Consider the following 14,951-nt stretch of genomic DNA (forward strand, 5'->3'; position numbering starts at 1 on the left):
ATGGGTGCCGGTCACGACCATGCGCACGGCCTGCCCCCGGGTGCGGCCGGGACGGTGTCGGCCGCGTACCGGGGCCGGCTGCGGATCGCGCTCGCGCTGACCGTGACGGTGCTGGTGGCGGAGCTCGTCGGCGCGGCACTGTCCGGTTCGCTGGCGCTGCTCGCGGACGCGGGGCACATGGCGACGGACGCGGTCGGCCTGACGATGGCGCTGCTGGCGATCCACTTCGCGAACCGCCCGGCGAGCGGTCGCCGCACGTACGGCCTGGCCCGGGCGGAGATCCTGGCGGCGCTGGCGAACTGCGTGCTGCTGCTGGGGGTCGGCGGGTACGTCCTGTACGAGGCGATCGCCCGTTTCGTGGAGCCGGCGGACACGCACGGCGGGCTGACGCTGCTCTTCGGCGCGATCGGCCTGGTGGCGAACCTGGTGTCGCTCGCGGTGCTGATGGGGGGCCAGCACGAGAGCCTCAACGTCCGCGGCGCGTTCCTGGAGGTCCTGGCGGACGCCCTCGGCTCCCTCGCGGTGATCGTCTCGGCCACCGTGATCATGATCACAGGCTGGCGCGCGGCGGACCCGATCGCGTCCCTCGTCATCGGCGCGATGATCATCCCCCGCACCCTGAAACTCCTCCGCGAGGCCCTGGACGTCCTCCTGGAGGCGGCCCCCCGCGACGTGGACATCGCCTCGGTCCGCGCCCACATCCTCGCCCTCCCGGGCGTGGAGGACCTCCACGACCTCCACGTCTGGACGATCACGTCGGGGATGCCGGTGCTGTCGGCGCATGTGGTGGTGTCGCGGTCGACGCTGAACGCGGTGGGCCACGAACAGCTCCTGCACGATCTCCAGGGCTGCCTGGGGGAGCACTTCGACGTGGAGCACTGCACGTTCCAGCTGGAGCCTCGGGGGCATGCGGAGCATGAGGCGCGGCTGTGTCATTGACGTCGGCCCCCAGTGAGTTTGCACAACTCAGGGTGCATGGGTTCGGTTTTTCGACGCCGAGGTGCTTCGCGACGGGGAACTCCTCAGAAAGGAGGCTCCAGATCGCCGCGACCATCGCTGTGAGGCTCCCAGTCGTGCGGTTCCTCTTCCCAGGGGTCCGCCTCGGGAACGTCCTGCCCCCATGCTTTGAGTGCCCTCCAGGCGACATGCCTGTCGGCGTCGTTGTTGCCGTTGGCCAGGATGCGGCGGGCTGACGGGACGAGGTGCTCGCGATGCCCGGCCAGGGCCGGGTGCTCGGCCAGGAGGATCGCGGTGACGGCGGCAGCGTCGCTCACGTCCTCGTCCGTCTCCCGCAGAAAGGACGCGACGGCCTGGTACAGCATCGGCCGCAGGTCTCTCTCAGGGCCGCCACAAAGCTGCCGGGTTCGCCGAAGCCAGGGGCGTACTGCTGATTGCGGGCGACGATCTCGTCGGAGGCGTCGTAGATGGTGTTCTGATGGTGGACCAGCTCACCAGCTGGTCCAGGGTGGTGACCTGGACCTTGGGATCGGAGTGGCCAGGCGTCATGGGCCCAATCCAAGCCGCACGTCTGACATCGCTTGATCCGAACGTACGGGCTCGCGGGCCGCGGATTCCCCCGCAGCGCGACATGTACGCAACTGGGTTCCGCGGAGGCGCCGTCTTGGCACGGCCAGATGCCGGTGTTCAGTGAGCCGAGGCCCGTTGAACTCAGGCGGGAGTCACGCTCCGGCGTGATCGTACGCAGTACGGCGCCGTCGGCGTTCCCCCGTCGTCCAGGCGTCAGCTTTTCGAGGGCCCGGCAATGGGTTCGAAACTTTTCGGAAGGTGTGGACCGGGAAGCTTGCGCGCTTGATCCGTCGATAACCGTCTTCCGGCATCCAGACCAGGGCAGAAGCCATCTCTGGTTCCGAATTAGTTTCGGGATTGTTGCGGGAACTGTTGACAACCACCCCGCCAGGCCCGACTGTTGTGACGCTCTCACCGATGTCCCCTCGTCGATGAACGCCGACCCCACTCGGCGTGGCTCCCGGTCACCGACGGTTCCATTCGCGAGGAGGAAACGCACGCATGAGCGACGCCCCCGAAAGCTCGAACCCTCAGCCCGTCAGTCGTAGAAAGCTCCTGATCGGCGGTGCCGGGGCGCTGGTGGCCGCCGGTTCAGGGCTGCTGCTGCCCGGTACGGCCCGTGCCGATCAGGTGCTCAACAACAACGCCACCGGTACCTACAACGGGTACTACTACTCCTTCTGGACCGACTCCCCCGGCACCGTCACCATGACGCTCGGCGCCGCCGGGGCGTACCGGAGTCAGTGGAGCGGGACCAACAACTGGGTCGGCGGGCTCGGCTGGAGCAACGGCAGCCGGCGGACCGTGACGTACTCCGGGACCTTCAACCCGGGCAGCAACGGGTATCTGGCGCTGTACGGGTGGACCTCGAACCCGCTGGTCGAGTACTACATCGTGGAGGCGCACGGGCCGTACAACCCGGGCTCCGCGGGCTCGCAGCGCGGCACGGTCAACGCCGACGGCGGTACGTACACGATGTACGAGTCCACCCGGGTCAACCAGCCGTCCGTGGAAGGCACCAAGACCTTCCAGCAGTACTGGAGCGTCCGCAACAACCAGCGGACCAGCGGCTCCATCAACACCGGCACCCACTTCGACGCCTGGAACGCCGCCGGGATGCGGATGGGGGCCTTCAACTACTACATGATCATGGCCACCGAGGGCTACCAGAGCTCCGGCAGCTCCAACATCACCCTGGGCGGCGGCGGGACCACTCCCCCGCCGGGCAACGGGGGCACCACGCCGCCTCCGTCCGGGTCCGGCGCCTGCACGGCCCGGTACGCCACCACCACCTCGTGGAACGGCGGCTTCAACGGCGAGGTGACCATCACCGCCGGCAGCGGCGGCGTGCGGAACTGGCGGGTCCCCGTGACCTTCGGCAGCAACCAGACCGTCAGCGCCGTCTGGAACGGCACCCCGAGCTGGAGCGGGAACGTCATGACCGTCACCCCGGCCGGCTGGAACGGCACCCTGAGCGCGGGACAGACGGCCAGCTTCGGCTTCACCGTCAACGGCTCCAACACCGCCGCGCCGTCGGTCGGCAGCTGCAGCGCCTCGTAGGACCCCCGGCGCGGCACCCCGCACGGGTGCCGCGCCGCGGTACGGCCGTACGAGATTGTTGATCACCGACGCTTCCCACGGCGGCGGTTCATGGGCGAACGTGGTTCCGATCATCCACCGGCCACTACCAGCCCTGGAACGCGCCCCTATGACCGATACGACCCCCCTGCCCCGTACCGTACGCGTCGGCTACGGGCTGGGCTCCTTCGCCACCGGCACCTTCGGCACCGTCCCCGGGCTGATCCTGCTCTACTACCTGACCGACGTGCTCGCCGTCCCGGCCGCCGTGGCCGGCGCCGCCGTCTTCCTGCCCAAGGCATGGGACGTGCTGGTCAACCCGCTGATCGGCGCCGCCGCCGACCGCAGCCGGGCGCACGGCGGCTCGCGCCGGCCGTTCCTGCTGGCGGGCGCGACAACCCTGCCCCCGCTGTTCGCCCTGATCTTCGCCGCCCCGCCGCTGCACGGCGTCGGCGCCGCCGTCTATGTGGCGGTGCTCTTCCTGCTGGCGGCCACCGCGTACGCCGTGTTCCAGGTGCCGTACGTGACGATGCCCGCCGAGATGACCGAGGATCCCGTGGAGCGGGGGCGGGTGCTGGGCTGGCGGGTCGGTTTCCTGGGCGCCGCCATCCTGGTGTCCGGGGCGCTGGCGCCCGCGCTCGCGCAGCGGGACGGCGACTCGACGGCCGGCTACCGGACCATGGGCGTCGTGATCGGCGCGCTGCTCGCCGCGGGGATGTTCGGCGCCTGGCGTGCCACCCGCCGGGCGCCGGTGGTGGCGCGCAGTGAGGCGGAGGGGTCGCTGCGGGCCCAGCTGGCCGCCGGGCGGGAGAACAAGGCGTTCGCCGCGCTCGCCGGGATGTACGCGGTGCAGGCCGCCGCGGTGGGCGTGATGCTGGCGGGGACGCAGTACTTCGCGACGTACACCCTGGACTCGGCCGGGGCCGTCACACCGCTGTTCGCCTGCATGATCGGGCCGCTGGTGCTGGTCATGCCGCTGTGGAACCGGCTCGCCCGGGCCCGGGGGACGGTGTACGCGCAGTGGTGCGCCTCGCTGCTCTTCACCGCCGCCGCGGCGCTGCTCTTCCTGACGCCCTACACCGCGCCCGCCGTCGGGTACGCGGCCGTGGCGCTGGTCGGGGTGGCGTACGCGGGGCTGCAGCTGCTGCCGCTCACCATGCTCGCGCACACCCTGGCCGCGGACACCCGGCGTACCGGGCGGCGGCGGGCGGCCACCTTCACGGGGCTGTGGACCGCGGCCGAGACGCTCGCCATGGCGCTGGGTCCGGGGGTGTTCGCGCTGGTCCTGGCCTTCACCGGGTTCCGTTCGTCCGACGCCGACGAGCATGTGGCGCAGCCCTCCGCCGCCCTCACCGGGATCGCCGCGGGGATGAGCCTGCTGCCGGCCGTTCTCTCGCTCGCCGCGCTGCTGCTCCTGGCCCGTTACGGGCGCGAGTCCGCGCGCCTCGAGGCCGCGATCCCCGCACAATCCACCACCCGTACCGAAGAAAAGAGCCACCATGCCGGCTGACCCCAAGTCCGACGAGTCCGCAGCCCTCCCCTCGGCCGGCCGCCCCACGGGCGAGCTGCTGGCCGCGCTGCGTGAGCTGCGCGCCGCCGACGCCCCGACGCGCGGAGGCAGGACCTTCGCCTACGTCTACGACCCCGGCCTGCCCGAGGTGGACGAGCTGGCGGCCGCCGCGTACCGGGAGTTCGCGACCGTCAACGGCCTCGACCCGACCGTCTTCCCGAGCGTGGCCCGGCTGGAGAACGACGTGGTCGGCGCCGTGGCGGCGGTGCTGGGCGCGCCCGGGGCGCAGGGCACGTTCACCAGCGGCGGCACGGAGTCGATCCTGCTGGCCGTGAAGACCGCCCGCGACCACGCCCGCGCCGTACGCGGGGTGACCGCGCCGCAGCTGGTACTGCCCTCCACCGCCCACGCCGCGTTCCACAAGGCGGCCCATTACCTGGGCCTGGAGCCAGTGGTCGTCCCGGTCGACCCGGTGACGTTCCGGGCGCTGGCGGCGGACATGGCGGCGGCGGTCACCGACCGGACCGCGCTGGTCGTGGCGTCGGCGCCGTCGTACGCGCACGGCGTCATGGACCCGGTCGCCGAGATCGCGGCGGCGGCCTCCGAGCGGGGGGTGCTGTGTCACGTCGACGCCTGCATCGGCGGCTGGTTCCTGCCGTTCCTGGCCCGCGCCGGGCACGCGGTGGCGCCGTTCGGGCTGGCGGTGCCCGGGGTGACGTCGCTGTCGGTGGACCTGCACAAGTACGGGTACGCCGACAAGGGCGCGTCCGTGGTCCTGTACCGGGACGCGGAGCTGCGGCGGCACCAGTACTTCGCGCACGCCGGCTGGCCGGGGTATCCGGTCGTCAACCCGACGGTGCAGGGCACCAAGTCGGGCGGGCTGCTGGCCCAGGCGTGGGCGGTGCTGCGGCATCTGGGCGAGGACGGCTACACGGACCTGGCGCGGCAGATCGCGGACGCCGCCGCGGAGCTGGTGCCGGGGCTGCGGGCGGCCGAGGGGGTACGGGTGCTGGGTGAGCCGGCGGGCAGCCTGGTCGCCTTCACGGTGACCGGACCCGGCGGTGAGCCCGACCTGAGCCTCGTGCTGCACCTCGCCGACGAGATGCGCGAACGCGGCTGGTACCTCCAGCCCCAGCTCTCCTTCGACGGCCTCCCGCCCAACCTGCACCTCACGCTCACCCCCGCGACCGTCGACCGGGTCGGGGCCCTGCTCGCCGACCTCACCGACGCCCTCTCCGCCGCGCGGACCCTCGAACCGGCCGTGGTGGACCCGGGGCTGGCCGAGCTGGCGGCCGGCCTCGACCCCGACACCCTGTCCCCGGAGGACGTGGCCGGTTTCCTGGCCTTCGCCGGGCTCGGCGGCGAGGGGGGCCAGGGTCTGCCCGCCCGGATGGCACCGGTGCTCGCCCTGCTGGACGCGCTGCCGCCGCGGCTGAAGGAGCGGCTGCTCGCGGAGTTCATCGGATCGGTGTTCCGCGTATGAGCCGGCCGCACCGTCCCGGATCGTCCAACTCCGCACTGTTTGGTGATCGTTGAATTACCCGGCCGACGTGTACGCCCTCTTACGCCAGGGGGTTACCCGAGCGTAGCGTGCGGGGGCGCCATCCCAGTGCCCCCACGAACGAAACCGGGAGACCCCTGCGTTGAAACCGTTCAGCAACCGCTTTCGCATCCGCCGCCGGGGCAGATCCCGGTCCGTCGCCACGCTGGTGACCGCCGCCGCGCTGCTGGCGTGCACGCTGTCCGGCACCACCGGTGCCACCGACGCCTCGGCGACGTCCGATCCGCAGCCGGGCGCCTCGGACCCGTGCCTGGGCCAGTGCCTGGACATCCTCACCCCCGGTGAGAACGGCCACGCCACGCTGGCCGGGATCCTGCTGCACCGTACGATCGGCACCCGCCCCGCGCACTCGAACGACCAGATCGAGAAGTACGACAACCTGCTCCACGACTACTCCGGTCTGACCGAGGACCAGCTCGCCAACTACTTCGTGGACGCCTCCTTCGGTGTCGCCCCCGACCAGGTCGACTCGGCGTACGCACCGCGCTCCGGCGTCACCATCACGCGGGACAAGGCCACGGGCACCGCGCACATCAAGGGGACCACCCGCTCGGACACCGAGTTCGGCGCCGGCTACGCGGCCGGCGAGGACCGGCTGTGGCTGATGGACCTGCTGCGGCACGTCGGCCGGGGCCAGCTGTCCTCGTTCGCGGGCGGCGCGGCGGGCAACCGGGACCTGGAGCAGAGCCTGTGGGCGGTCGCCGCCTACCAGGAGCCGGATCTGCAGGCCCAGCTGGACCGTATCCGGGCCTCGGGCTCGCAGGGTTCGCAGGCGGTGCAGGACATCGGCGACTACGTGGCGGGCATCAACGCGTTCATCGACGACACGGTGGGCGATCTGACGTACCCGGGCGAGTACGAGCTCACGGGTCACGGCAGCTCCATCGCCGACTTCAAGCCCACCGACGTGGTCGCGATCGCCTCCGTCATCGGCGCGATCTTCGGCAGCGGGGGCGGCGGCGAGGTCGAGAACGCCCTGGCCAAGATGGCGCTGCAGAAGCAGTACGGCGCCACGGCCGGCGCGACCGCGTACAAGGCCTGGCGCGCGCAGAACGACGCCGAGGCCGTGACCACGGTCTCCGGCGCCTCGTTCCCGTACGCCGCGAGCCCCGCCTCGCCGGTGGGTGTCGCCACCCCTGACAGCGGCTCGGTCACCGCGTACAACCACATCTCGAACGCCACCGGCACGGGAGCGACGAGTGCGGCCAAGACCGCGGAGGGTGTGCTTCCCGGAGACCTGATCTCCGGCAAGCACGGGATGTCCAACGCCCTGGTGGTGTCCGGTGAGCACACCGCGTCCGGCAACCCCGTCGCCGTGTTCGGTCCGCAGACCGGGTACTACATGCCGCAGCTTCTGATGGTGCAGGAGCTGGACGGTCCGGGCCTGCGGGCGCGCGGCGCGTCCTTCCCCGGCATCAGCTTCTACGTGGAGATCGGCCGCGGCATCGACTACGCCTGGAGCGCCACCTCGGCCAACCAGGACATCACCGACACCTTCGCCGTCCAGCTGTGCGAGCCGTCGGGCGCGACGCCGACCGTCCGGTCGCAGTACTACCTGCTGCGCGGCGTCTGCACCGCGTTCGACAAGCTGACGGTGCACAACTCCTGGTCGCCGACTATGGCGGACTCGACGGAGGACGGGTCGTACGACCTGACGTCGCTGCGTTCGGCGTACGGCATGGTCACGCACACCGGCGTCAGCGGGGGCGTCCCCGTCGCGTACACGGCGCTGCGGTCCACGTATCAGCACGAGCTGGACTCCGTCATCGGGTTCCAGAAGTTCAACAACCCCTCGGTGATCACGTCCGCGTCCGCCTTCCAGACGGCGGCCCGGGACATCGGCTACACCTTCAACTGGTTCTACGCCGACTCCAGGCACACCGCGTACTACAACTCGGGGGTCAACCCGGTCCGGGCCGCCGACACCGACCCCGACCAGCCCATCTGGGGCAAGCCGGCGTACGAGTGGCAGCACTGGAACCCGGCCGTCAACACCTCCGACGTCACCGCCCCGTCGGCGCATCCGCAGTCCAACGACCAGGCGTACTACGTCAGCTGGAACAACAAGCAGGCCGCCGGCTACGCCTCGAACTGGGGCGACGGCGGCGCGGTGCACCGTGTCGACCTGCTGGACAAGCGGGTCTCCGACCTGGTGCGGGCCGGCGGGGTGACCCGGGCGAAGCTGACGCAGGCGATGGAGGACGCCGGCGCCACCGATCTGCGCGCGGAGCAGGTGCTGCCGGTGATCCTCGACGTCATCGGCACCGCGCCGATCAGTGACCCGGCGCAGGCCGCCGCGGTGGCGGATCTGCGGGCGTGGCTGGCGGCCGGGTCGGAGCGGCGGGAGGCGGCGAAGGGCGACAAGGTATACCGCAACGCCCGGGCGATCCAGACGCTGGACGCCTGGTGGCCGCTGCTGGTCGAGGGCGTCTTCAAGCCGAAGCTCGGTACGGAGGCGTACCAGGCGCTCACCGCGGTGGGGACGATCAACGAGTCCCCGTCGGGCGGGCAGAACGGCTCGGGTGCCGTCGACACGGGCATCGCCGCCGGGGCGCACCGGGGGTCGGCGTTCCAGCACGGGTGGTGGAACCACCTCGACAAGGATCTGCGGTCGGTGCTGGGCCGGAGCGTGGCCTCGCCGCTGGACCGCACGTACTGCGGCAGCGGTACGGTCGCGTCCTGCCGGACGATCCTGCTGAACACCCTGGCCACGGCCGCGGCCCAGCCCGCCACCACGGTCTACCCCGCGGACGACTCCTGCGACGCGGGTGACCAGGTGTGCGCGGACGCCATCGTCCACAAGGCGATGGGCGGCATCACGGTCCAGCGCATCGCGTGGCAGAACCGGCCGACGTACCAGCAGGTCGTGGAGTTCCCGGCCACCCGCTCCGACAACCTCACCAACATGGCCCGGGGCGCGGCGGTCACGGCCTCCGACTACCAGGACGCGATCATTGTCTCGTACCCGCCGGCCAAGGCGATCGACGGCGACCCGGACAGCCGCTGGGCGAGCAAGACGGAGTCCACGGCGTGGATCACGGTCGACCTCAAGGCGGTCCGCAAGGTGGGCCGGGTGAACCTGGACTGGTCCGACCAGTACGCGATCAAGTACACCATCGCGCTCTCCTCGGACAACGCGACCTGGACGACGGTCCACACCACCACGGCAGGCTCCGGCGGCAACGAAAACCGCTCCTTCACCCCGAGGGACGCGCGCTACGTCCGCATCAATCTGCAGACGAGGGGGACGGACAACCGGTACTCGCTGTATGAGATCGGGGTGTACGCCCAGTAGTCCCCGGCACCACGATGCCGCCGCCGTCCTGTACGGCGGCGGCATCGCCACGGTTATCCGACGTGCGCGGCGATCGTACGGGCGCACTCCAGGGACTCCGTGTGCGTCGTGTCCACCTTCACGTCGTACGTCACTCCCTCGTGCACCGTCAGGGCCTGGGCCGCCGCCATGCCCCGGGTGCGGTCGCCTCGGGCGATCTCGCGGGCCGCCGCCGTGTCGGGGGCGCAGTGGACCGCCACCCAGAGGGTCGGGACGTCTCCCAGGGCCTTCTGCCAGCGTTGTTGGGAGCGGGCGCCGCCCAGGAAGACGTCGTCGATGATGATCCTCGCGCCCGCGCGGGCCATCGTGACGATGCCCTCCGTCCAGGCCCGCTCCAGCGTGGCGAAGTCCTCGCCGACCTCGACCGTGCCGTCCGGCGCGATCGTGATTCCCGCGTCCGCGTCCTGGAGGTTCGCCGGGAGGGCGTCGACGAACGAGTCGCAGCCGAAGGCCAGCCAGGGGTCCGGGAGTACGGCCTGCAGGCAGCGTACGATCCCGGACTTCCCCGAGCTGGAGCCCCCGTTGAGGATGATCATCTGTGGCGTCACGGGCGCCACGATAGGCGTCGCGCCCGGCGCCGCGCGAGCAGGATTACAGCGCCGGCGGCCCCTGCTCGATGCGCCGCATCACCGCCGGGAGGCTGTCCAGATCCGGCCCCGACTGCAGCTGACGCTCGTCCCACCACGTCGCCCCCGCGTCCCGCAGCGGCCCGATCACGTCCGCGGCCCGGCCGGGGTCCCCCGGCGTGGCGCCGCCCAGCACGATCTCGAACGGTTCCGTGCCCTCCCGCTGATCGCGGAGGTACGCGACCAGCGCCCGCACCTCGTCCAGCGGCGGCACCACCCCGTGCCGCGCGGACAGGAACAGCGGCACCGCCCCGTCCCAGCGCGCCGCCCGCCGCATCGGCCGGCGGTTCGGCCAGAACCCCGCCACCCACACCGGCGGACGCGGCTGCTGCACCGTCGCAGGATTCAGCGTGACGTCCGCCACCCAGTAGTGCGTCCCGGAGTGGGTCACCGGCGAGCCCGACCAGAAGCGGCCGAGCAGCTCCAGCCCCTCGTCCAGCCGCCCGGCCAGCTCCACCGGGTCCGTGACGTCGCCGAAGGCCCCGTACTCGTCCTCGACCGGCCCGCCCAGGCCCGCGCCGAAGGTCACCCGGCCCCCGCTGAGGTGGTCGAGGGTGGCGATCTGACGCGCCAGCTGCTGCGGGCGGCGGCGGGCCACCGGGGTCACCAGGGTGCCGAGCCGGATCCGCGAGGTGGCCAGCGCGGCGGCGGTGAGCAGCATCCAGGGGTCGCCGAAGGGGCGGTCGCCGTGCCGGCGGTGCAGCAGGTGGTCCCAGACGAACAGACCGTCCCAGCCGGCCTGCTCGGCCGCCTCCGCGACCCGGGCCACGGCACGTGGATCGGCGAAGTCCCCGAAGTTGGGAATGTTGATCGAAAAGCGCATCCGCGCATTCTCTGCCGCTCACGCCCCCCTGACAACACCGCGCCCCGGGGAGATCTCCGGCGGAACCGGACACGCGAAACCGGGAGTCTGCTCCTGCGCGGGCTTCCCGGTGGGGCAGACTTAAGCCACGCCGACCGACGCCGTAAGGAAGTAAATGCCGACCTCACCCAGCGACACCATCATGCTCGAACTCGTCGACGAGACCGGCAGGACCATCGGCACCGAGGAGAAGCTGGCCGCCCATCAGCCGCCCGGCCGGCTGCACCGCGCGTTCTCCGTGTTCCTCTTCGACCAGCGCGGCCGCCTCCTCCTCCAGCAGCGGGCCCTGGGCAAGTACCACTCCCCCGGCGTCTGGTCGAACACCTGCTGCGGCCACCCCTACCCGGGCGAGTCGCCGTTCGGCGCCGCCGCGCGCCGGGTGTACGAGGAGCTGGGGGTCTCGCCGGTGCTGATGGGCGAGGCGGGGACGGTGTCGTACAACCACCCCGACCCGGCCTCCGGGCTGGTGGAGCGCGAGTTCAACCATCTCTTCGCCGGGCTGGTCGAGGCCGAGCCGGAGCCCGACCCGCAGGAGGTCGCGCAGACGGTGTACGTGACCGCCGAGGAGCTGGAGAAGCGGCACGCGCAGGACCCGTTCTCCGCCTGGTTCATGACCGTACTGGACGCCGCCCGGCCCACGATCCGCGAGCTGACGGGCCCCGCGGGCGGCTGGTAGTCAGCCGGACCGCGGTGTCCGCAGCGGCAGCGAGGCCCAGATCACCTTCCCGCCGGTGGCGGTGTGCTGTACGTCGCACACCCCGCCGGCCTCGGCGGTGATCGTCTTCACCAGCAGCAGCCCGCGCCCGCCGGTCTCGTCGCCGTCCGTCTCCAGCGCCTTGGGCCGGTACGGGTGCTGGTCCTCCACGGAGACCCGGACCCGGTCGGCGGTAACGGCGACCTCGACCCCGATCTGGGGGGAGAGGAGCGCCGCGTGCCGGACGGCGTTGGTGACCAGCTCGGAGACGATGAGCAGCAGACCGTGGATCAGCTCGTCCTCGACGGGGACCCGCTGGCGGTTCAGGAGGTCCCGTACCGCGTGCCGGGACTGGGGGACGGACGAGTCCAGGGCGGGTGCGGTGAATCTCCACACCCCTTCGTACGGCGCCGGAGCTGCCGAGCCCGGCTCGGCGGGGATGCTCCCGAGCTCGTTCATCGACGGCTCCTGCCTTCGCCTCCACTCACACCCCGAAGTGTTGGGAATCATGGGAGCTCAACCGTCTGTCGAGCAGAAGTTGGCCATCTTTGGACGCCTTCCGACCGGATACGCATATGCCGGCGAGTGTTGAGATCGAATAAATGCGTTGCTGAGGCCGTCCCGGGTGCCGTACCTTCAAATGTGCCCTGCAGTCGTTGACAGGAGAAGGCAGTTGCTCGTCTGAGGTCGAAAATGCACCGTTGCCCCGCGGCTCCATCAGCCGTGTGCCGGCACGTGCGACCTCCGGCTGGAGCAGCCACTCCCGTCCCTGCAGGGCACCTCGTCCTGACCCGGACCTCTCTCGTGTGGCACCTCCCGTAACGCCGGCTGGTCGCGTTTCCCCCAGCCCCGCGACCTCCGGGAGGTTCGTCCCTTATGTCTACCCCGACTTTCGTCACCTGCTCGCAGCTCGTCTTCCACTGGCCGGACGGCGGCATCGTCCTCGAGGACTTCGACCTCGCCGTGGGCCCGGGCCGCACCGGCCTGATCGGTCTGAACGGCTCCGGCAAGTCGACGCTGCTGAAGCTCATCGCCGGTGAGCTGGCGCCGGCGGCGGGTTCGGTCCGTATCGCCGGCGACATCGGCTATCTGCCGCAGACCGTGGTCCTGGACACCGGCGTCCGCGTCGACGAGGCGCTGGGTGTCGCCGCCGCCCGGCGGGCGCTGCACGCCATCGAGGCGGGCGAGGCGACCGAGGAGAACTTCGCCGCGGTCGGCGACGACTGGGACGTCGAGGAACGCGCCCGCGCCGCCCTGGACTCCCTGGGCCTGGAGCACATCGGCCTGAACCGCACCGTCGGCGAGGTGTCCGGGGGCGAGTCGGTCCTGCTGCATCTGGCGGCGCTGCTCCTTTCCCGGCCCCAGGTGCTGCTGCTGGACGAGCCGACGAACAACCTCGACCTCGAGGCCCGCGAGCGGCTGTACGCGGCCGTCGCGTCCTGGTCCGGGGTGATGATCGTCGTCAGCCACGACCGGGAACTCCTCGACCTGGTGGACCAGATCGCCGATCTGCGCGACGGCGAGGTGCACTGGTACGGAGGGAACTTCACGGCGTACGAGGAGGCCCTGGCCACCGAACAGGAGGCGGCGGAGCGGATGCTGCGGGTCGCGGAGGCGGACCTCAGACGGCAGAAACGCGAGCTCGCCGAGGCGCACGACAAGCTCGGCAAGCGCAAGCAGTACGCCGACAAGATGTACGCCATCAAACGCGAACCGCGGGCCGTGATGAAGCTGCGGAAGCGCTCAGCCCAGGTGTCCGCCGGCAAGCACCGCATCATGCACGAGGAGAAGCTGAGGGAGGCCAGGGAACGGTACGACGAGGCGGAGCAGTTCGTACGGGACGACGACGTGATCCGCGTCGACCTCCCGCACACCGAGGTGCCGTCCGGGCGGACGGTGCTGACGCTGCGGGATCTGCGGCTGCGTCACGGCGGGTCGGTGAAGGGCTTCGACGTGTACGGGCCTGAGCGCGTCGCGCTCACCGGGCGCAACGGGGCGGGGAAGTCGACCCTGCTGCGGACGATCGCCGGGCAGCTGGCGCCGGTGGCGGGTGAGGCGACGGCGCACGTGCCGCTGCGCTATCTGCCGCAGCGGCTCGATGTGCTGGACGACGCGCTGACGCTGGCGGAGAACGTCGCCCGGTTCGCCCCCGGGGCCACCAACAACCAGATCCGGGCCCGGCTCGCGCGCTTCCTGTTCAAGGGGGCGCGGGCGGAGCAGCCGGTGGGCACGCTGTCGGGCGGGGAGCGGTTCCGCGCCACGCTGGCGGCGGTGATGCTCGCCGAGCCGGCGCCGCAGCTGCTGATGCTGGACGAGCCGACGAACAACCTCGACATCGCCAGCGTGCGTCAGCTCGTCGACGCGCTCTCGGCGTACGAGGGGGCGCTGGTGGTCGCCAGCCACGACACGGCGTTCCTGCGCGAGATCGGCATCACCCGGTGGGTGCGGCTGGACGGGGAGCTGACTGCCGTCGAGCCGCTGTGACCGCGCCTCCTAGGATGCGGCCATGAGCACAGGTGAGCTGCGGGTGGCCAGGGACGGGGCGGTGGCGACGGTCGTCATCGCCAACCCCGCCAAGCGCAACGCGATGACGACCGGGATGTGGCGGGAGCTGCCCGTGCTGCTGGAGGGCCTGGCGGCCGATCCGGCGGTACGGGCGCTCGTGCTCACCGGGGAGGGCGGCACGTTCTGCGCGGGGGCGGACATCGGTTCGCTGCGCGAGGGGGCGGAGGATTCCCGGGGGCTGGCCGTCGCGGCCGAGGAGGCGCTCGCCGCGTTCCCCCGTCCGACGGTGGCGGCGGTGCGCGGTTACTGCGTGGGCGGCGGCTGTCAGTTGGCCGCCGCGTGCGATCTGCGGTTCGCGGCGGAGGGAGCGCGGTTCGGTGTCACTCCGGCGAAGCTCGGCATCGTGTACGGGGAGAGCTCGACGCGGCGGCTGGTGCGGCTGGTCGGTCCGGCCACCGCGAAGTACCTCCTTTTCTCCGGCGAACTGGTCTCCGCCGCGCGCGCGGAGCGGACGGGGCTGGTGGACGAGGTCGTACCGGAGGGGGAGCTCGGCAAGCGGGTGGCGGAGTTCACCGCCCTGCTGGCGCGGCGGTCGCTGCTGACGCAGGCCGCCGCCAAGGAGTTCGCCGACGGCCGGGCGGACGCCGGGCGGTCCGCGTACTGGGCGGCGCAGATGCGCGACAGCGGCGACACCTCGGAGGGGGTCGCCGCCTTCCTGGAGCGGAGGGAGCCGCGCTTCACCTGGCCGGCGTGA

General features: G+C 71.6%; 12 protein-coding genes. 8 read left to right on the forward strand and 4 right to left on the reverse strand.

The features are described 5' to 3' along the window. A complete protein-coding gene (locus tag SRB5_RS03260) occupies positions 1 to 939 on the forward strand; it encodes a cation diffusion facilitator family transporter (RefSeq protein WP_153449788.1) in 939 nt (312 codons plus the stop codon). 83 nt (positions 940 to 1,022) lie between these two features. Here the strand turns inward: SRB5_RS03260 and SRB5_RS03265 are convergent, their stop codons facing one another. Next, positions 1,023 to 1,322 carry a hypothetical protein gene (locus tag SRB5_RS03265; protein WP_153449789.1) on the reverse strand — a complete coding sequence of 100 codons (300 nt, stop codon included), beginning with the start codon at positions 1,320 to 1,322 and terminating at the stop codon, positions 1,023 to 1,025. A 706-nt stretch (positions 1,323 to 2,028) separates the two neighbouring features. Between SRB5_RS03265 and SRB5_RS03270 the strand changes: the two genes are divergently transcribed. The 4 genes from SRB5_RS03270 to SRB5_RS03285 all read left to right on the forward strand — a co-directional run bounded on the left by SRB5_RS03270 (position 2,029) and on the right by SRB5_RS03285 (position 9,471). Next, positions 2,029 to 3,087: a glycoside hydrolase family 11 protein gene (locus SRB5_RS03270; RefSeq protein ID WP_153449790.1), complete on the forward strand. Its 1,059-nt coding sequence runs from the start codon at positions 2,029 to 2,031 to the stop codon at positions 3,085 to 3,087. A 148-nt stretch (positions 3,088 to 3,235) separates the two neighbouring features. Further along, positions 3,236 to 4,615 carry an MFS transporter gene (locus tag SRB5_RS03275; protein WP_153449791.1) on the forward strand — a complete coding sequence of 460 codons (1,380 nt, stop codon included), beginning with the start codon at positions 3,236 to 3,238 and terminating at the stop codon, positions 4,613 to 4,615. Beyond that, a complete protein-coding gene (locus SRB5_RS03280) occupies positions 4,605 to 6,098 on the forward strand; it encodes a pyridoxal phosphate-dependent decarboxylase family protein (protein WP_153449792.1) in 1,494 nt (497 codons plus the stop codon). The genes SRB5_RS03275 and SRB5_RS03280 overlap by 11 nt, the downstream gene beginning before the upstream one ends. Positions 6,099 to 6,285: 187 nt before the next feature. Beyond that, a complete protein-coding gene (locus SRB5_RS03285) occupies positions 6,286 to 9,471 on the forward strand; it encodes a penicillin acylase family protein (RefSeq protein ID WP_407703871.1) in 3,186 nt (1,061 codons plus the stop codon). Positions 9,472 to 9,524: 53 nt separating this feature from the next. Here SRB5_RS03285 and cpt read toward each other — a convergent pair whose 3' ends face one another. After that, complete coding sequence (cpt, locus tag SRB5_RS03290; protein ID WP_153449948.1) at positions 9,525 to 10,046, reverse strand: chloramphenicol phosphotransferase CPT; 522 nt, start codon at positions 10,044 to 10,046, stop codon at positions 9,525 to 9,527. 55 nt (positions 10,047 to 10,101) lie between these two features. Then, the gene (locus SRB5_RS03295; protein WP_153449794.1) at positions 10,102 to 10,959 is read right to left on the reverse strand and encodes an LLM class flavin-dependent oxidoreductase; all 858 of its coding nucleotides are present in this window, start codon (positions 10,957 to 10,959) and stop codon (positions 10,102 to 10,104) included. Positions 10,960 to 11,113: 154 nt separating this feature from the next. Between SRB5_RS03295 and idi the strand changes: the two genes are divergently transcribed. Beyond that, a complete protein-coding gene (gene idi, locus SRB5_RS03300; RefSeq protein WP_153449795.1) occupies positions 11,114 to 11,674 on the forward strand; it encodes an isopentenyl-diphosphate Delta-isomerase in 561 nt (186 codons plus the stop codon). Here the strand turns inward: idi and SRB5_RS03305 are convergent, their stop codons facing one another. Next, positions 11,675 to 12,151 (reverse strand): ATP-binding protein, encoded by a 477-nt coding sequence (locus SRB5_RS03305; protein ID WP_153449796.1) that lies wholly within the window; start codon positions 12,149 to 12,151, stop codon positions 11,675 to 11,677. A gap of 417 nt (positions 12,152 to 12,568) precedes the next feature. Between SRB5_RS03305 and SRB5_RS03310 the strand changes: the two genes are divergently transcribed. Then, positions 12,569 to 14,176, forward strand: coding sequence for an ABC-F family ATP-binding cassette domain-containing protein (locus SRB5_RS03310; RefSeq protein WP_153449797.1), 1,608 nt, complete (start codon positions 12,569 to 12,571; stop codon positions 14,174 to 14,176). A 22-nt stretch (positions 14,177 to 14,198) separates the two neighbouring features. Beyond that, complete coding sequence (locus SRB5_RS03315; RefSeq protein WP_153449798.1) at positions 14,199 to 14,951, forward strand: enoyl-CoA hydratase/isomerase family protein; 753 nt, start codon at positions 14,199 to 14,201, stop codon at positions 14,949 to 14,951.

Source organism: Streptomyces smaragdinus, assembly GCF_009604385.1.
Lineage (GTDB): Bacteria > Actinomycetota > Actinomycetes > Streptomycetales > Streptomycetaceae > Streptomyces > Streptomyces smaragdinus.